Raw genomic sequence first — 17,035 nt, 5'->3', positions numbered from 1 at the left:
CCGGGGCAAGGAGTTGATGGTGGAGCTGCTGGGTCTGGCCGGCCTGGGCTTGGTGGTCTACTGCGTATCGGCGCTCGCTCAGGCGATCACCGGGTTCGGGCTGGCGCTGGCCGCGATTCCGCTCCTGGTACCGGTCGCGGGTGTCGTTGCGGCGATCACCTCCAGCGTGCTGGTCAGCATCGTGCTGTGCGGGCGGGTCTGGTGGCAGGAGCGCGCAGCGGTCGACCGGGCGATCTTGACCCGGACGACGGTGGCGTCGGCGGCCGGGCTGCCCCTGGGATTCATCGGGCTGTCGGTGGTGCCCGAACGGGACATCACCTTGGTGATCGCCGCGGTCATCCTCGTCAGTGTGGTGGTTCTGTCGATCGGCAAGCTGCCGCCGCTGGGGCCGGCCGGGCAGTTCGGTGGCGGCTTGCTCAGCGGGGCCTTGCTCACCTCGACCGGGCTCAACGGTCCACCGTTGGTGGTGGCTTATCAGGCAGCCGGGCTGCAGCCGCGGTCTTTCCGGGCGACGCTGCAGGCGAGCTTCGTGCTCCAGGACGCCGCGGCGCTGGTGGGATTTCTGGTGCTGGCCAAACTGGACGTCGCGGCCGTGGCGCTGGGCGCCGGTGGCGTGCTCGGTGCGCTCCTCGGCTGGAAGGTCGGTGACCGGATCTTTGCCAGACTCGATCCCGCGGCGTTCAAGCGGGTGGTGATGGTGGGATTGGCGATCACGGCTGCAGCCTCGGCAACTGCCGTGGTGCTCTGAGCCGGACGGGGAGTTGCCTGTGTGCTTGTCGGTGTCGGGTGACCGAGGTTGATGACTGGACCCTGGTGTGGCCGCCGCTTCTGCATCCGCGAGGCGCGCTTGGCACCGGCTGTCGCGGAACCGGCTCCGCCGCGCAGCCGGGCCTCGGCCAGCAACGGGTGGCTCGGGCAACCGGGCATGCCGAACCTCCTCACCGGGAGCGAACACCGTCTCCCCGACTGCCACCGTGGCCCGGCTGGAGGGGCAGGCCGTCGACCGCGACAGCGTCGCCGAGGCACTCACCACCATGGTGCTGGACGGTCTCCGCTCCCGGGAGCGGTGAGGCTCCGGCACCCGTTGCCGAATGGTGCGTCTGCTGTCCGCTCCGGTGCGTCGAGCGGATCGATCCGGGCGGCGCGCCGACCTAGCGTTCCCGGCATCACGAGGAGCCGAACCGGCTCCTCGGCGGTACGGCGACGCCTCAGGAGGCCGCGATGACACAGCCTGCCGGACTCATTGCTCCGGGTACCCATTACGAACCGCTGATCGGTGGCAAGCGCCGCTCGTTCACCGGCGAGACCTTCCTCGCGATCGACGCCGCGAATGGCGGCCGGATCGCCACGATCACCCGTTCGGGACAGGCTGAGGTGGATGCGGCAGTGGCCGCGGCGGACGCTGCGTTCCCGGCCTGGGCGGCGACGCCGGCGCCCCAGCGGGCCAGGTTGCTGCACCGGCTTGCCGACTGGGTGGAGGAAAACCTGACCCGGCTGGCTGCCATCGACACCATGGACATCGGCCGCACGATCTTCGAAACGCCGATCGACCACCGGATCGCGATCGGGCAGTACCGGTTCTTCGCCGCCGCAGCGATGACCCACTTCGGGTGGAACCAGGCCGTCCCCGGAGGATGGGCGATCGCGATGCGGGAGCCGATCGGTGTGGTCGGGCAGATCATCCCGTGGAACGTGCCCGCCATCATGACGGCGTTCAAACTGGCTCCGGCGCTCGCGGCCGGCAACACCGTGGTGCTCAAGCCCGACGAGAACGCCTCACTGTCCACAATGGAACTCTGTGTGGCACTGGCGGAGATTTTCCCGCCCGGTGTCGTCAATGTCGTGCCCGGTTTCGGTGACGAGGCAGGTGCGGCGCTGACCGCCCATCCCGGAGTCGGCAAGCTGGCGTTCACCGGCTCTGCGGAGGTGGGCAGGCTGGTCGCGCACGCCGGTGCCGAGCGCCTCGTCCCGGTCTCCCTCGAACTCGGCGGGAAGAGCCCGAACATCGTGTTCCCCGATGTGGAGGACGTGGACCGCGTCGTGGACAACGCCACGTTCGCGGCCACCTACTGCAACGGTCAGTCGTGCCTTGCCGGTACCCGGTTGTTCGTCCACGACGACCTCTACGAGACGTTCCTCGGCAAGCTGCGTACCAGCTTCGAGGCGGTGCGGCTCGGCTCGCCGTCGGATCCGGCCACCCGCCTTGGCTGCCTGGTTTCGGCGAAGCAGGGCGAGCGCGTGCTCGACTACATCGCCTCGGGGAAGCGGGAAGCCACCCTCGTCACCGGTGGCGGCCGGGCCGCGGTGGACGGCAGCGAGCGCGGCTACTTCATCGAGCCGACCGTGTTCGAGACCGCCAACGACACACGGATCGCGCAGGAGGAGATTTTCGGTCCCGTGCTGTCCGTCATCCGCTGGAAGGACTACGACGCGCTGATCGAACAGGCCAACGACGTCGACTACGGGCTGGCCGCGGGCCTCTACACCACCGACCTGAGGAACGCGATGCGCACGGCGAGCCGGTTGAAGGCGGGTTCGGTGTGGGTCAACCAGTACTTCAACCTCGTGGACGGGTCGCCGTTCGGCGGATACCGGGGCAGCGGGCTCGGCCGGGAGTACTGCGCCGAAACCCTGGACATGTACACCCAGCTGAAGTCGGTGGTGCTCGCCGAGGAGCTGCCGCCGCCGCTGTTCGGCTGATCCTCCGGGACGAATAGCGGCAGATTGACGATCGTGTTACCGGCGCTAGAATCGGGCTGCCTCCCATGGCCTCCATCCGGCGAGGTGAGGAAACGGAATGAGGTCTCGATCCGCGGGCCAGGTGGACACCGCCGACCCGGATGAAGCCGTTGCGCGGCTGAGTGATGTCTACTGCCCCCACCGGCTGAGGCTGGTCGGTGGAGGCACCGGCTTCCGGGCGCACCAGACGGGTGGCGGCCTGCCCGAGCTTCAGCTGTACGACGTCGGCTACGGCTCGTGCGAGGTCATCGTGGAGCCGGAGCCGTTCGACGACTTCATTCTGGTCAGCAGGCCCCTGTCGGGGAGGTTCGCTGTCCGGTCGGCACAGGAGGGGGCAGTCGCCACCACCCACGAGGCCGTCGTGATGGATGCCTACGGCGCCTACCAGATGCAGTGGAAGGACGGGTGCCGGGTCGCGCACCTGGTGGTCAATCGTGCCGCGCTCGAACGCGTGGCGGCAGAACTCGCCGGCTTCGACGAACCGGCAGCCGTCCGATTCCAGCTGAGCCTGCCACAGTCGGCGTCAGTCGGCCGGGCGTGGTCTTCGGTCACCGGGTTCCTCCGTGAGCAGTTGACGCCGTCAGGGGAGGTGCTGGGACCACTCGCGCGGGCGCAGTTGTTGCGGTTCACCGCCGCAGCGCTCCTGGACGCCTACCCGACCAGTCTCCGGAAGTCGGACGCCCCTCGGGCAGGCCTGGCGACCCCGGCAACGCTTCGCCGCGCCATTGCGTACATCGAGCACCATGCCGACGAGCCGATCGGGCTGCTCGAGATCGCGCACGCGGCCAGGCTCAGTCCGCGGGGCTTGCAGGCTGTTTTCCAGCGTTACGAGGGGACTGCGCCGCTGGCGTACCTGCGGCATACGCGGTTGCTCCGTGCGCACGCCGAGCTCAAGACGGCCGATCCGGAGCGGACGACCGTGGCATCGGTTGCCGTCCGGTGGGGTTTCGTCAACTTGGGCCGGTTCGCGGCCGAACATCGCAAGCTCTACGGGTGCTCGCCCCGCGAGGTACTCGGAATCGCGGCCCCGCCTGCTCCGCGATCGAACAAGGAAGGCAGGTAGCCGGGACGGCCATGGCGCATTTGCCTCGGTGGCTGTTGCCGGTGTGCCCGGGTTTCACTCGTGACCTGCGGATGCCGCGGGGCGTGGGACCTCCGGAGCTGCGTGACTCCGGCAGCGCGAGAGGCCCCACGCCCGGCGCGCGGACCTGTTCCGTCAGGAAAGGTGCGCGGCGAGTTCGTCCAGCAGCACGTCCTTGGGCTGTCCGCCGAGAATGGTCTGCACCACTTTGCCGTGCTTGAAGACGAGTAAGGCAGGGATCGATTTCACCTGGTATGTCTCGACAGTGGCCGGGTTGTCCTCGATGGTCATCTTGGCGACGCTGATCTTTCCGGCGTGTTCGGCGGCGATCTCTTCGAGGATCGGCGCCAGCATGGTGCAGGGGTGGCACCACGGTGCCCAGAAATCGACTACGACGGTCTGGTCACTGGCCAGGACGTCGGCGTCGAATGACGCGTCCGTGACGTTCAGCAGCGCAGTCATGGGACGGTTCCTCCTTCGCGGGAACGGGTTGGTCAGCCTGCTTACGGCAGGGGCGCGGTCGTGGTCAGCCATCGTTCGGCGTCCAGTGCCGCCGCGCAGCCCGATCCGGCAGCGGTGATCGCCTGCCGGTAGGTATGGTCGACGAGGTCGCCGCAGGCGAAAACGCCCTCGACGGCCGTTCGCGTGGACGGATGATCGACAATGACGTGCCCGAGCGCGTCGACGGGCACTGCGGCTCGGACGAGCCGGCTTCGAGGCTCGTGCCCGATCGCGATGAACACGCCGGACACGTCGAGCAAAGACACGTCGTGCCCGGCAGCATCGCGGAGGGTCACTCCGGATACGGAAGTTTCGCCGTCGATCGACACCACCTCGCGCTGCGTCAGCGACCGGATTTTCGGGTCGGCGTGCGCGCGGGCCACCATGATGCGTGACGCACGGAACTCGTCCCTCCGCAGGATCATCGTCACCGACCGGACGAACCGGCTCAGGAACGTGGCCTGTTCGATCGCGGAGTCTCCGCCGCCGATCACGGCGACGTCCTGGTTGCGGAAGAAGAAGCCGTCGCACGTCGCGCAGGACGAAACCCCGTGCCCCAGCAGCTTCTGCTCCCCGGGAACGCCGAGGTACCGGGGAGCGGCGCCCATGGCGAGGATGACTGCTCGAGCACGGTGCTGCCGTCCGCCGGCGGAAACGGTCTTGACCGTCCCGGTCACCTCGGCTGCCTCGACGTCTTCGGTGCGGAGCTCCGCACCGAAGCGCTCCGCTTGGTTGCGCATGCGCTTCATCAGGTCGGGCCCCATGATGCCGTCGTCGAAGCCGGGATAGTTCTCGACATCGGTCGTCGTCATCAAGGCACCACCGAACTGCGTGCCCTCGAACACCAGCAGACGCAACCCGGCTCTGGCGGCGTAGGTCGCCGCCGTGTATCCGGCCGGGCCGGACCCGATGATGATCAGGTCGGATGCGGCTGTGGTCCTCATTCTTGGGGGTTGCCCCGGGCAACCAGCCACGTCCGGGCGCTCAGCTCGGGATCGACGGCGAACTGGCGGATGTCGAAGTCGCTGAACGCCGGATGCGCGCGCAGGCTCTTGACCAGCGGGCCGTTGATGTACCCATCGGCGGCGGTGCGGTCGGTGAAGACGTAGAAGCCGCCCTGGGTGGATCCGTCGGCAAGCCATGCCTTGGACAGCAGGCCGGGCACGTTGCGCACCACTTCGGCGAACTCGGAAGCCGTCTTCTGCAGCTCCTGGTCGTCCGCCGACGACGTAAAGGTGATCAAAATTGCGTGCATCATCTCATCCTCGGGTGGGATTTGCGACTTACCAGATCTCGACGTTCAAGGCCGAGAAGAATTTCGACAGCGCGGACATGTGGCAGGCCAGTTCGGTCAGTTCGACGATTTCCGGCAGCGAGAACCACTTGCCGAGGCCGGCGACTTCCTCGTCGGTGACCTGGTACGCGTGGTTGGCGATTTTTCGCGCATAGTCGAACGTTGCCTGCTGCATTTCGGAAAACGCATCGCGATGCTCGTCGTAATTGCGCAGCTTGGTGACCAGATCCGGTTCCGCGCCCTCGAACCGGGAAGCCGCCGAATGCCACGCAATGCAATACGGGCATTCGAGAGCGATCGCGACCACGAGACCCACCATCTCGGTGAGCTGGACGTCTTTCTTGGCGATGAGGCTCTCGCGGACCATGTACCAGTCCTTTTCGAGCCAGGCTTTCAACAGCCCCGGACTGTGGCCCAGTACCTTGACGAACTGGGTCACCCACTCCTCGTGTTCGGGAGTGTTCTTCTCGCGCCATGGGTGATCGACGTCGAGAGCGATCTTGAGATACTCGCCGCCGGTCTTTTTCAGGTAGGCGTCGAGGACTGCCTGCGATTCCGGTGACAGGTCCTTCACCTCGGGGATCAGTTCTACGCGCGGTGCCATCGCTGCTCCAATCGCCACACTACGTTCCGGGCTGGGCATCCAGCCTTGCTCAACCCGAAAAGTAATGCCGCCGGAGACCGGCGGGCTAGCCGCGAAACGACCCGGATCGGCCGCTGGGCGCACCGTGGCAGACGGTATTGCGCGACACCGCCGATGCTGTCCCTGCCCGGGCACGCCGGCACTCGTAGTGCATGTGCGACAGGTCAGCCCAGCAAGTCCCGGATCCGTAAGGCGAGTTCGAGACACAGCCAGTAGTCGGCTTCGTCGCAGTCGCCTTGACAGATCTCGTGGACACGGTCCAGGCGGTAACGCACGCTGTGGGGGTGGACATGGAGTTCGGACGCGCACGCTCCGAGCTTGCGGTTGGCGGCGAGATAACAACGCAGGGTCGGGACGAGCTCGGTGTTGTTCTTGGAGTCGTAGCGCTCGATCGGGACCAGGACCCGGTCGGCGAACTCGACGAGGCTGGTGCGATCCGTGACCTGCAGAAGCAAGTGGTAAGACCCCATCGATTCGGTGAACACCAGTCTGGGCAAGGCATTCATCCGGACCAGCAGCGCCGTCGCCCGGTCGATCTCCTGCAACGCACCGCCGAGTGCGCCGAGTTCGGGGCACAGCGGGCCGGCGACGATGAGCGTGTCGCCGTCACCGGCGCAGGCTTTTTCGAGGGTCGTCCACCAGCTGCGCAAGTCTGCTGACTGCTGGGCCTCTGCCTCGGCAAGCAATCTTTTGAGGACCACCAGGCGCGCGTCCTTTTCGATCACGACGCCATCACCGGCGCCGTCGAACATCGTCTCGACGATCCACCGGAGCCGGGCGAGCCGCTCCGGCGTATTCCGGGCCGGGCCGTGCTGCCGCGGGATCAGCATGCCGATCCCATAGGCGGCAGAAGGGTCGAGCCCCAGCGCGATGGCTCGACGATCGAGGTGTTGTTTTCCCACGCAGTCGTCCGCGATCAACGCTGCGAGCAGATCGCCGTGCAGCTTGCGCTCGGCTTCGGCGACTTCACGTTCCTTCAGCATCGACAGGCCGACGGCGACCGCGGCGTGCCCGGCGGCGGCAGAGGCGAGGCCGTCGAGTTCGTCGGCCACCGGTCCTACGACGACAAGCCCCATCGGCTCGTTCGCGCCGACCACCGGGACGGCGATGATCTCGCCGTAGGGCTCGAGCAGCCGCAGGGCCGAGTCGACAGTGAGCGGATCGTTGCCGATGACGCCGAGGCTTGCGGCGGCGAGCTTCGGTTCTTCTTCCGGGGTATAGCTGCTCGCGAGGATGTTGCAGAACGTGTCGGTGATGCGGACGGGGGCGCCGAGCAACTCGGACAGCTTCGCGGCGATGTCGGCGACGGAGAATCCGCGAAGCACCAGGTTACTGAGCGACTCGTGGATGTCCAGCGACTTGCTGAGCATCCGCCGGGAACGCCGCTCGGACTCGTAGAGCCGGGCGTTCTGCAACGCGACAGCCGCTTGGTCGGCCAGCGTCTCGGTCAGTTCCAGATCGAAAGCGTCGAACGTTCCCTCGGACCGGAGGTTCTCGACCGCCATGACTCCGATGAGGTCGTTCTCCACGACCAGCGGTACGACCAGCGCCGCCTTCGGCGAGTCCAGCCCGCCCGACGCCTCACGATAGGTCGCGCGTTGCTCAGGAGCGAGATTCGCCATCCGCTCCGCCGCGGCAGCCGCGTCGTGGACAACGGCCAGGCCGGTGCTGAACACGTCGCCGCTGAGCCCTTGCCCCACCAGTACGCTCATGTTGCAGATCGCATCGGTGAACCCGGCTGCCGCGCGCACTACCAGCAGACCCGAAGAGTCGTCCCGCAGCGACAACAGACCGGAGTCAGCCGAGTCGACGATCGCGACTGCTCCCTCGACGATGGCGCCGAGGACCCGGTCGAGGTCGAGCGAGCCGGACACCGAGCGGGACGCCCACGCCAAGGTTCGCAGCCGCCGGATCCGGTCTCCGGCATGGACGTGGGCGGCATCGATCGAGTGGCCACCGTCGACGGCCATCCCGGCACCCCCGTTCTCCTGAGCGGTTGTCCGGCTTGAGGCTACGCGAGCCGCTGTCGCAGGTCAGCGAAAAGCCGGGGCACAAGTTCCCGGACGTCAGCCACCACACCGAGATCAACATGCTCGAACATCGGCGAATCGGGGTCGTTGTCGACTGCCACGACGGCAGCGGAGCGGCGCACCCCGCACAAGTGCTCGTAGGCTCCCCGGACCCCCAGCGCCAGATAGACCTGCGGGGCGATGCACTGACCGGTGAGGCCGATCTGATGCCGCCGGGGGAGCCAGTGCCGGTCGGCAACTGGCCGGGTACACCCGACGGCTCCGTCCAGCGCCCCGGCGATCGCCTGGACAGCCGGGAGGAGGTCCGCAGAACCGATGCCGGTGCCCACCCCGACGACGAAACCGGCCTCGAGCAAGTGGTCCGCGGCATCGTCGCTGTCCTCGGCGATTTCCGCACCCTCGACATCGGTGAACAGGTCCGAGCGGTGGGCTGAAACCTCGGCGGTGCGGGATCGGTCAGGGTCGGCCTGGGCAAACACTCCAGGCCGGACGGTGGCCAGTTCCGGGAGCCGGGTCGACCTGATCATGGCGACGACAGAGTCGCCGAAGGCGGGCTTGTGCTGGACCAGTTCTCCGTCGTGGCCAAGAGAGAGGTCGACACAGTCAGCTGTCAGTCCCAGATCGAGCCGGGCCGCGACCCGGGCGGCGAGATCCGGTCCGGCGCCCGCCGAGGAGAACAACACCGATCGTGGTCGGGCATTCTGGAGTGCACGGGCGAGTTCGGTGACGTGGATCGGCACTGTGCTCGGAGTGACCGCGGGACCCTGGAGCGCGAGGACGCGGTCCGCGCCGTGCGCAGCAAGCTCCCGGGCAGCGCCTTCGACGTCGGCCACCCCGACTGTCACCGCCACCACGTGACCGCCTTGGAGTCCGGCCAGCTCATGTGCCTTGGCGACGAGCTCCAGGTCTCCTCGTGCTGCCTTGCCGCGGCTGAGGTCGGCGAGGACCCAGACCGCCGGACCGCCGGACGCGACCGTCGCCCGAATGCGTACGAGGTCCTGGCGGTGGTCGTGCTTCCCCGTGGGCAGCCCGGCTGCGATCAACCAGTCGGCGAGAAACGCCGAGGTGGTGGCGGGATCGGCGACGTCGAACATCTCACCCTTGCGGATCGTCTCCACCTTCGCCAGGCCTTGCACCTCGGTCCGCGAGCCGGCGACCCCGCACGCCCACCGCGGCACGGCAAGGTCGACCAGCCGGAGTTCCTCGATCGCCGCGCCGCCGGCTTGTTCGCGTTCCTGCCGGGTCGGGTAGCGCTCCGGCCCGAAGTCTTCGGCCACCGTGACGACCACAGGAAGCGCGATTGCCGTTTCGGCACTCTCCGGCTCGGACGCGATGTGCGCGGACGGTCGGGGATCGGCGCCGATTGTCAACCGGCAGACCTCGGTCGTCTGTGGCCAGTCGAGCAGCTCCGCCAGTTGCCGCCCGACCTGGCCGGTCTCGGCGTCCGTGCTTGCCCGCCCGCAGAGGATCAGGTCGACCGGTCCCAGCTGCCGTACTGCCGCGGCGAGCACCCGGGCGGTCGCGATGGTGTCCGACCCGGCGAAGGCACCGTCGGAAAGGTGCACCGCCCGGGTCGCCCCCATCGCGAGGCAGTCGGTCAGCACCCGCGTCGCCGACGCCGGTCCCATCGTGAGCGCGATGACCTCGTGCTCACCACCGGCCTCGGCGAGCCGGTCGACGATTCCCCGCATGGCTCGCACGTCCGCCGAGTTGAGCTCCAGGGGAACCCCTTCGCGCTTCATGCGAAGGCGCTTCTTGTCGAACCGCATCGCGGCCACGACGGGCACCTGCTTGACGCACACGACAACGCGCACGGAACAACTCCCAACTCGTGTGGAGGCGGACGCCTCCTCAGTCGAACCATTTCCAGTCCATCCCGTCCGGGACCTCGGCGAAGAGCAGCTCACCGTCGCTCGTCACCGGAAACACCCGCTGCGGACACACGTTTTCCGGGTCTCCCTCGAGGGGCTCCCGCCGGACCGCCCCGTCCCGGACGTCGAACTGGGCGAGGTGAGACGGGCAGGTCAGCGTGAAGTCGCGCAGCCGCCCGTTGTGCATCGACACTCCGGCGTGCGAGCACAGGTTTTCGACTGCGTACACTTCGCCCTCGATTTCGACCGCGAGGATGTCGTACTCGGATGAGCGGACCCGGATCCGGCCACCCGCCACCGTGATTTCCTCCCGGGTACCGAGCTTCACCTTCACTCGAATCGACCCCTTCCATCATCGAACGTCCACGGCACTGCGGCAATTCTCAGGACAGCTTGTCGAAAAAGTCCTGATATGCCGCGTTGGCGCGATGGTGGTAATCCAAGGCAAGATCCAAGTTCCGGATCGCGATTTGCTGCAGCTCGCGATGTCCGTCGCAGCGGACGAGCACGCGCTCGCCGTTCTCGGCGTGCAGCTGCTCGTCCGTGATGATCCGCGATTCGAAAATCTCGAACATCTCCGGGTTGGAATACTCGATCTCCTTCATGAACTCCGGATGGATGAACTCCACATCCCATCCCTCGACCGCGAACTGGAGGACGACCGAGCGGGCGACGACCTTCGTGGCCGCATCCACCGAAACCTGGAAGTCTCCGGTCTGCGCAAGGCTCAGCAGGTCCTTCCACTCCTGGAACGGCGGTTGGTAGTCACCTGGATAGGTCTCGCCGAAGTGCCGGTAGAGATAGTCGCGAATGAGCTTGAAGTGCACGAACTCGTCGTGGACCTGCCGGGCGAAATCGGCCTTCAGATCCAGCCAGGGAATGTAGTCGAGCATCTGTAGCGGGATGTCTCCGGCGCTGATCTCGGCGTGGCATTGGATCAGCAAGCGGGCCTTGATCGCCGCGTCACTCTGATTCTCGAAACCTTGATAGTGAGTCCGCTCCGTGGCCGGCTTGTTGTTCCAGAACTCCGTACGACGTTCGAGCATGAGGTCGAGGAAGCGGTTCCCGGAGACCGCGTCCCGATCGCCGTGCAGAATCTCGTCTAGCGTCGTATCAGCCATTGCTGCTCCCGAATTGAAAACTGTAGTTCGCAATAAGTAAAAGACTATGGCGGTATTCGGCACTGCACAATCGACCGCGGGCTAACATCCTGGAGTGCACATTTGGTCACCGGTACAAACACGTGCACAACCGTCAGGTGGCCGTGGAGCAAAGCGCAGCGCACACGCAGAGCGCGGAGACGACGTCGTCGACCTGCGACCCGCGCGACAGGTCGACCACCGGCCACCGCAGGCCCGCCGGCACCATGGCAAGTACCTCGGATCCGCCCAGGAACTGGGCAATCTTGTAGCCGATGTTGGCCGAGTTCAGGTCAGGGAAGACGAACACGTTCGCCGCACCCGCGACCGCCGACGCCGGAGCTTTGACCCGGGCCACTCGGGTCGAATATGCGGTGTCGAACTGGAGTTCGCCGTCCACCACGAGTTCGGGACGTCGCCGGCGCAGCAGATCTGCCGCAGCGCGTACTTTCTCGACGGCCGCCCCCCGTGCGCTCCCGTGCGTGCTGAACGACAGCATCGCCACGACGGCCGGGATTCCGGTCAGCCTGGTGAACTGCCGAGCGGTGTCGTCGGCGATCGTTGCCAGCTGTCCCGCTGTCGGTTCCGGGGTGACGGCGATGTCGGCGAAGGCCATGACCCGGCCGTCGGCCACGAGATGGACCGCCTCGCTCATCCATTGCTGCCCGGTCTTTCCGGCCAGCTGTTGCCGGGCGGCGCGCAGTACCGCGGCACTGGAGGTGGTCGCGCCGGCGACGACCCCGCCGGCCTCACCGCGGGCGACCAGCTGCATCGCCCACCGCAGCCGGCTCTCCGGGTAGTCGTCTTGGGGAGGGGCGACGAACCGCACCCGCCCCGGCCCGGCCGCTTGGGCCAGGTCGAGGTGGCCGCCGTCAGCGGGGCCGCCCGGCGCGATGACCACCGCGCGGCCCCCGTACCTGCTGGTGAAAACCTTGACCGCGTCGCGGACCAGGCCGGAGTCGTACTCCGGTACCGCGATCCAGGCCGGCCGGTACGCTCCGCGAGACCGCATCCGTTCGCGTACCTCGGCCGCAGTCGCCGGACCTTCGTTCGCCTTCCGCACCAGCTGGTCAGGCATGGGGCGCCGCACCCCCGTACTTGGGCAGGTAGCGGGTCGGAAAGCGGAATGCGTCGCGACGGTAGGGCTCGCTGAGCTTGTCGCCGTTCACCCGAATCTGGACCACGGCCGGACGTTCGGACTCGATGGCCTCGGTGATCGCCGGTGCGATCGCGGACGGCTCGTTCACCGAGATTCCGACCGCGCCCATGTCACGCGCAATCTGTGCGAAGTCGGGGTTGTCGAGGTTGGTGAAGAACAGCCGCCGATCGAAGTAGTCCACCTGGTTGCGTTGCTCGGCCCCGTAGATCGCGTTGTCGAAAACCACTGCGACGACCGGGATGTTCTCGGTGACGGCAGTCATTGTCTCTTGAATGGTCATGCTCCAGGCTCCGTCGCCGGAGAACGAAAGCACGGGCTTGTCCGGGCACGCGAGCTTGGCCCCGAGCGCGGTCGAGTACGCCACGCCGATCCCGCCGAGGGTGCCGGCGGAGAGGAACCTGCGGCCGGATTCGAACTCCAGGTAGCCGTTGGCGGTACCACAGACGTTGCCGACATCGGTCGCGACGACCGAGTCCGCGGGAAGGGCCGAGGTGACCTCCCTGAGCGCTCGCCGGGGATCGATCGGATCCGCGTCGTCACTTGCCGACAGGGCCCGAAGCTCCTCGACCCACTTCTTTTTCTCCGCGGCGATCCGCGCCCGGCGGTCCGCGACGATCTGCACATCCGGTCCGTGCGGGATGGCCTCGAGCAGCTGCCCGACGACGGCGCCCGCGTCCCCGACCAGGCCGACTTCGATTGCTCGCAGCCTGCCCAGGTTCAGCGGGTCGATTTCGTTGTGGATCAGCTTGGCGTTCTGCGGGAAGTAATCGAAGTCGTACTGGGCGATCGTGCCGAATTCGTTGAGCCGGGTGCCGAGGGCCAGTACGACATCGGCCTCGGAAATGAGCCGCATCGCCGCCTTCGAGCCCTGATAGCCGATCGGCCCGACGGACAGCTCGTGACTCGCCGGGAACGCATCGTTGTGCAGGTACACGGCGGCCACCGGGGCTCCGAGACGTTCGGCCAGAGCGGCGACGTCGGCGGACGCGTCGGCCTCGACGACGCCCAGGCCCGCGAGGATTACCGGGTTCTTGGCGTTGCGCAGAACCTCTGCCGCCTTGGCGACGTCGGCGCGAGCGGCCCCGGTGCCGGCCCGCTCGACCCGGTAGGCTTCCCTGGTGAGGGGGACCTCCTCGAACTCCCCATACCAGAAGTCGCGCGGGATGTCGATCTGAGCCGGCCCCCGCAATGTCGCCGCCGACCGGAAAACGTTGTGCATTGCCCAGGACATGCGATCCGGCCGGTTCAGCCGGATCTGATCGTTGACGATCGGGGCGAACAGCGGCATCTGGTCGATCTCCTGGATCGCCCGGCGCCCCTCGCTCGCGCTCGTCACGCTCGGCGTGATCACCACGACGGGGGTGTGGTTGAGATAGGCGGCGGCGACGCCCGTCACCAGGTTGGTCACCCCCGGCCCGTTCTGGCCGACGCAGACGCCGATCTTCCCGCTGGCCCGGGCATAACCCTCGGCCATCAGCGCGGCATTCTGCTCGTGTCGCACCGGGATGAAGCGGATACCCGCCGCCGGGAAGAGGTCCAGCGGGTCCATGAATGCGGACCCGACGAGGCCGAAAACGATGTCGACGTCCTCTGCAACCAGTGCCTCGACGAACGCTTCACTGGCCGTGATTTTCTGAGAGTTGGCCATCAAGAATTCCTCCGTGAATCGTGCCTGAACCGAATGTGGATCTAGCCTTTTCCGGTAGTCCGCACCTCTACGTCGGCGAGTTCCTCGAGGTGGCGTAAAACTGCGGTGCAGTCGAGGGTGCCCATTCCCTGTTCCTGGACCGCGCTGAAGAGGCTGCGTGCAGTCCTGCTCATGGCCGTGGACAGTGCTTGCGTGTCGGCCTCGGCGATGGCGAGGTCGAGGTCCTTTCCCATGTGCTGGACGAAGAACCCCGGTGAGAAATCGCCCCTGAGCGCACGGGGATACATGTTGTCCAGCAGCCAGCTGCCACCTGAGGCGGTGCGCAGGACGGAGACGATTGCGTCCGCTTGTACTCCCAGCCGTACGCCAAAAACAAGGCCTTCGGCCGTCGCGGCCAGGATCGACCCGACAATCATGTTGTTGACCAGCTTTGTCACGGCACCGCTTCCGGTGTCGCCGACGTGGATGATCTCATCACCGAGCACCTCGAGCACGGCGCGGGCGCGCTTGACGGCATCATCCGGTCCGCCCGCCATGATCAGCAAATTTCCCGAGATCGCCGCCGCTTGGCCACGGCTCACGGGAGCATCGACAAGGGCCACGCCCCGCCCGGCGGCCTCAGCGGCGACGCGCCGGGTGACCGACGGGGCGATCGTGCTCATCTCGATCAGCAGGCAATCCGGGCCCACGTTGTCCAGCACCCCGTTCGGGCCGGCGATCACCTTTTCGACATGCGGTGAGCTGGGCAGCATGGTGACGACGACGTCGGCCCCCTCGACGCACGCGGCGATCGACGCCGCGCGCTGCCCGCCGCTCTCGGCGAACGCGACCAGCGCATCCTCGCTCAGGTCGAAACCGCGGACCTCGAATCCTGCCCGGACCAGATTCTGCGCCATGGGCAGTCCCATGTTGCCCAGTCCGATGAATGCGCATTTATGCATAGCACAACAACTCCGATTCGCCGTTGGGTCACAAGACTTCGAGGGATGTGCAGAGAAGTATCGGAAGACCTTGGTGACCCGCTCTGCCGGATTGTCGGAAATCTTTACCGCAGATCAGTCGGGATACGAGTCGGTTCGCATGGCTCGGGTTATCTCGACACTCTCTATTTTGCCAAAGTACCTCGACGAGCAGGCGCCCTGCCATTGGTGAACGACCAGAACCCCTCGGCGGACGTTTGTCCCATTGACCAAGACTGTCTTCGGGATGGCACGCTGTCTGGTTCGGCGCGCCTCGTATCGACGTGCACGTGCCAGTCTCTCGTTCCGGTCACAGCCGACGTTCGAACCAGCGCAGCCGTCGCCCCCGGCCGGTGAGGTGCTCGCGCCGAGCACCTCGCCGGCCGCGCACTGTTCTCTCGTGGTGCTGGAGGGGCCTGCTACGCACCCGCCGCACCACGGGCTTCTTGTTGTGCAGCCGGCGGTCGGCCGAAGGTCTCCGCCTGGTGATTGTCGAGAAGGCTGTCGCGAAACGTTTCACGGGTGAAGTACGCACACCCGGTAACGATGGCACCGACAGCGGCAACGAGCAGGCAGACGCCCCACGGGCGGCCGTCGAATGCGGCGAGCAGCTCGGTGGCGAGGATCGGTCCGGTCGAGCCGCCGATCACCGTCGAGACGGCAATCGGAACGGCGAAGCAAGTGAACCGGATCGACGGACGGAACAGCTCGGAGAACCACGCCGGTTCGATGGCATAGAGCGCCATCGAAGGTGCGGCGAGCAAAAATATTCCCAGCGCGGCGAGCATGAGGCCACCGGTCTGGACGAGGCCGAAGAAGGGGTAGACCGCGGCAATGGTCCATATGCCGCACACAATGGCCACCGGCCGACGGCCGAATCTGTCCGAAGCAGCGCCGGCCAGGACGGACGTCCCGACCAGTGCGGCATTGGCGATCACGGCCGCGGTCAGGACCGCGCCTTCCGACATTCGGACGGTCGTGGTCATGTAGGACAGGGACCAGACCGTCATCAGGTAGTAAGTGACGGTGACCCCGAGGTGGATACCGATGTTGCGCAGCAACTGTGCTGGTTCTCGCCGGACCGCTTCGAGAAGTGGGACGCGGGGTAGCTCGGTCCGTTGTTGCCGCATCGCCTCGAATACCGGCGTCTCGACGAGGCGAAGCCGAACATAGAGTCCGATCACGACCAGTACCAGGCTCGAGGAGAAGGCGACTCGCCAACCCCAGCTGAGCATCTCTTGCGGTGGCAATGACAAAACCATCGTGAGCAGGGTTCCGGACGCGATGGCTTGCCCGAGGGGAGAGCCGGCGAAAGGCATGGCACCCCAGAACCCACGTCGTTCCGGCGGTGCATGCTCGACCGACATAAGAGCCGATCCGGCGATCTCGCCTCCGAACGAAAGTCCCTGAAGGAACCGCAAGAAGACGAGAAGCAAGGGTGCTAAAATGCCGACGCTGTCATACGTCGGCAACAACCCGATGGCTGTTGTCGCAAAGCCCATCACCAGCAAAGTGATGGTAAGCATTGTCTTACGCCCCAGTCGGTCGCCGTAGTGACCACATATCACGGCGCCAAGTGGACGCGAGATGAAGCCGACGGAGAACGTGGCGAATGACAGGATGGTGCCGACAAGTGGATCGAATGCCGGAAAGAAGATTTTTGGGAAAATGAGCGCGGAAGCGGATCCGTACAGAAAGAAGTCATAGTACTCGAGGGTGCTACCGAACGCGCCGGCGACCGCTACTCGCCTGATCGTTCTATGGGAGTGGCCTGCACGAGCCGTATTTCTCTTGAACGTTCCGGATCGCATATCAGTAGGTCCTCCGTCTGATCTCGAAAACTGCGGCAATGACCCTGAAATCCGCGCGAGACAACCAGGGCCGGCAGACCGAACGTGCCGGACCAAGCGGTCGGCTGGTCGTTGTTCGGCTGATCGGAACTGCTGGGCGCGACCACCTCGTCTTCTCCCT

Annotated in this window: 15 protein-coding genes; 3 read left to right on the top strand and 12 right to left on the bottom strand. The window is 66.4% G+C overall.

What is annotated here, in order from left to right; all coding sequences use genetic code 11:
- The first annotated feature begins 19 nt into the window (after nt 1-19).
- From OO71_RS47715 to OO71_RS27160, 3 genes are all read left to right on the top strand, one after another.
- Nucleotides 20-748 (top strand): TSUP family transporter, encoded by a 729-nt coding sequence (locus tag OO71_RS47715; RefSeq protein ID WP_162186112.1) that lies wholly within the window; start codon nt 20-22, stop codon nt 746-748.
- A gap of 473 nt (nt 749-1,221) precedes the next feature.
- A complete protein-coding gene (locus OO71_RS27165; RefSeq protein ID WP_051792342.1) occupies nt 1,222-2,700 on the top strand; it encodes an aldehyde dehydrogenase family protein in 1,479 nt (492 codons plus the stop codon).
- A 97-nt stretch (nt 2,701-2,797) separates the two neighbouring features.
- On the top strand, nt 2,798-3,802 hold the full coding sequence (locus OO71_RS27160) for an AraC family transcriptional regulator (protein ID WP_063740125.1): 1,005 nt from the start codon (nt 2,798-2,800) through the stop codon (nt 3,800-3,802).
- 153 nt (nt 3,803-3,955) lie between these two features.
- Here the strand turns inward: OO71_RS27160 and trxA are convergent, their stop codons facing one another.
- The 12 genes from trxA to OO71_RS49215 form a co-directional block, all read right to left on the bottom strand.
- Nucleotides 3,956-4,282 carry a thioredoxin gene (trxA, locus tag OO71_RS27155; RefSeq protein ID WP_033292693.1) on the bottom strand — a complete coding sequence of 109 codons (327 nt, stop codon included), beginning with the start codon at nt 4,280-4,282 and terminating at the stop codon, nt 3,956-3,958.
- Between the two features lie 41 nt (nt 4,283-4,323).
- A complete protein-coding gene (gene trxB / locus OO71_RS27150; protein WP_033292692.1) occupies nt 4,324-5,265 on the bottom strand; it encodes a thioredoxin-disulfide reductase in 942 nt (313 codons plus the stop codon).
- Nucleotides 5,262-5,576, bottom strand: coding sequence for a YdhR family protein (locus OO71_RS27145; protein WP_162186111.1), 315 nt, complete (start codon nt 5,574-5,576; stop codon nt 5,262-5,264). Before OO71_RS27145 ends, trxB begins: the two co-directional genes overlap by 4 nt.
- 28 nt (nt 5,577-5,604) lie before the next feature.
- Entirely contained in the window at nt 5,605-6,219 is a 615-nt protein-coding gene (locus OO71_RS27140; protein WP_033292690.1) for a carboxymuconolactone decarboxylase family protein, read from the bottom strand.
- 203 nt (nt 6,220-6,422) lie between these two features.
- The gene (locus tag OO71_RS27135) at nt 6,423-8,228 is read right to left on the bottom strand and encodes a helix-turn-helix domain-containing protein (protein ID WP_033292689.1); all 1,806 of its coding nucleotides are present in this window, start codon (nt 8,226-8,228) and stop codon (nt 6,423-6,425) included.
- A gap of 41 nt (nt 8,229-8,269) precedes the next feature.
- Complete coding sequence (locus tag OO71_RS27130) at nt 8,270-10,102, bottom strand: FAD-binding protein (RefSeq protein ID WP_033292688.1); 1,833 nt, start codon at nt 10,100-10,102, stop codon at nt 8,270-8,272.
- A gap of 37 nt (nt 10,103-10,139) precedes the next feature.
- The gene (locus OO71_RS27125; protein ID WP_051792338.1) at nt 10,140-10,493 is read right to left on the bottom strand and encodes a Rieske (2Fe-2S) protein; all 354 of its coding nucleotides are present in this window, start codon (nt 10,491-10,493) and stop codon (nt 10,140-10,142) included.
- Nucleotides 10,494-10,542: 49 nt separating this feature from the next.
- Nucleotides 10,543-11,280 (bottom strand): ferritin-like domain-containing protein, encoded by a 738-nt coding sequence (locus tag OO71_RS27120; RefSeq protein ID WP_033292687.1) that lies wholly within the window; start codon nt 11,278-11,280, stop codon nt 10,543-10,545.
- Nucleotides 11,281-11,413: 133 nt separating this feature from the next.
- Nucleotides 11,414-12,376 (bottom strand): phosphate acyltransferase, encoded by a 963-nt coding sequence (locus tag OO71_RS27115; RefSeq protein ID WP_051792335.1) that lies wholly within the window; start codon nt 12,374-12,376, stop codon nt 11,414-11,416.
- Entirely contained in the window at nt 12,369-14,105 is a 1,737-nt protein-coding gene (xsc, locus tag OO71_RS27110) for a sulfoacetaldehyde acetyltransferase (RefSeq protein ID WP_033292686.1), read from the bottom strand. The genes OO71_RS27115 and xsc overlap by 8 nt, the downstream gene beginning before the upstream one ends.
- Before the next feature lie 41 nt (nt 14,106-14,146).
- Nucleotides 14,147-15,046 carry an NAD(P)-dependent oxidoreductase gene (locus tag OO71_RS27105; protein WP_033292685.1) on the bottom strand — a complete coding sequence of 300 codons (900 nt, stop codon included), beginning with the start codon at nt 15,044-15,046 and terminating at the stop codon, nt 14,147-14,149.
- Between the two features lie 437 nt (nt 15,047-15,483).
- The gene (locus OO71_RS49215) at nt 15,484-16,875 is read right to left on the bottom strand and encodes an MFS transporter (RefSeq protein ID WP_162186110.1); all 1,392 of its coding nucleotides are present in this window, start codon (nt 16,873-16,875) and stop codon (nt 15,484-15,486) included.
- Nucleotides 16,876-17,035 lie beyond the last annotated feature (160 nt).

The sequence above is a fragment of the Amycolatopsis jejuensis genome, assembly GCF_000717335.1.
Taxonomy (GTDB): Bacteria; Actinomycetota; Actinomycetes; order Mycobacteriales; family Pseudonocardiaceae; genus Amycolatopsis; species Amycolatopsis jejuensis.
The sequence above is the reverse complement of the archived record's forward strand: the minus strand, read 5'-3'. Positions and strand labels throughout refer to the sequence as shown.

Bases quoted from the DNA above. Each gene is read 5' to 3' on its own strand.
- trxA (WP_033292693.1), bottom strand. From the start codon at position 4,282: ATGACTGCGCTGCTGAACGTCACGGACGCGTCATTCGACGCCGACGTC.
- OO71_RS27115 (WP_051792335.1), bottom strand. From the start codon at position 12,376: ATGCCTGACCAGCTGGTGCGGAAGGCGAACGAAGGTCCGGCGACTGCG.
- OO71_RS27140 (WP_033292690.1), bottom strand. From the start codon at position 6,219: ATGGCACCGCGCGTAGAACTGATCCCCGAGGTGAAGGACCTGTCACCG.
- OO71_RS27145 (WP_162186111.1), bottom strand. From the start codon at position 5,576: ATGCACGCAATTTTGATCACCTTTACGTCGTCGGCGGACGACCAGGAG.
- OO71_RS27160 (WP_063740125.1), top strand. From the start codon at position 2,798: ATGAGGTCTCGATCCGCGGGCCAGGTGGACACCGCCGACCCGGATGAA.
- trxB (WP_033292692.1), bottom strand. From the start codon at position 5,265: ATGAGGACCACAGCCGCATCCGACCTGATCATCATCGGGTCCGGCCCG.
- OO71_RS27165 (WP_051792342.1), top strand. From the start codon at position 1,222: ATGACACAGCCTGCCGGACTCATTGCTCCGGGTACCCATTACGAACCG.
- OO71_RS27105 (WP_033292685.1), bottom strand. From the start codon at position 15,046: ATGCATAAATGCGCATTCATCGGACTGGGCAACATGGGACTGCCCATG.
- OO71_RS49215 (WP_162186110.1), bottom strand. From the start codon at position 16,875: ATGCGATCCGGAACGTTCAAGAGAAATACGGCTCGTGCAGGCCACTCC.
- OO71_RS27120 (WP_033292687.1), bottom strand. From the start codon at position 11,280: ATGGCTGATACGACGCTAGACGAGATTCTGCACGGCGATCGGGACGCG.
- xsc (WP_033292686.1), bottom strand. From the start codon at position 14,105: ATGGCCAACTCTCAGAAAATCACGGCCAGTGAAGCGTTCGTCGAGGCA.
- OO71_RS27135 (WP_033292689.1), bottom strand. From the start codon at position 8,228: ATGGCCGTCGACGGTGGCCACTCGATCGATGCCGCCCACGTCCATGCC.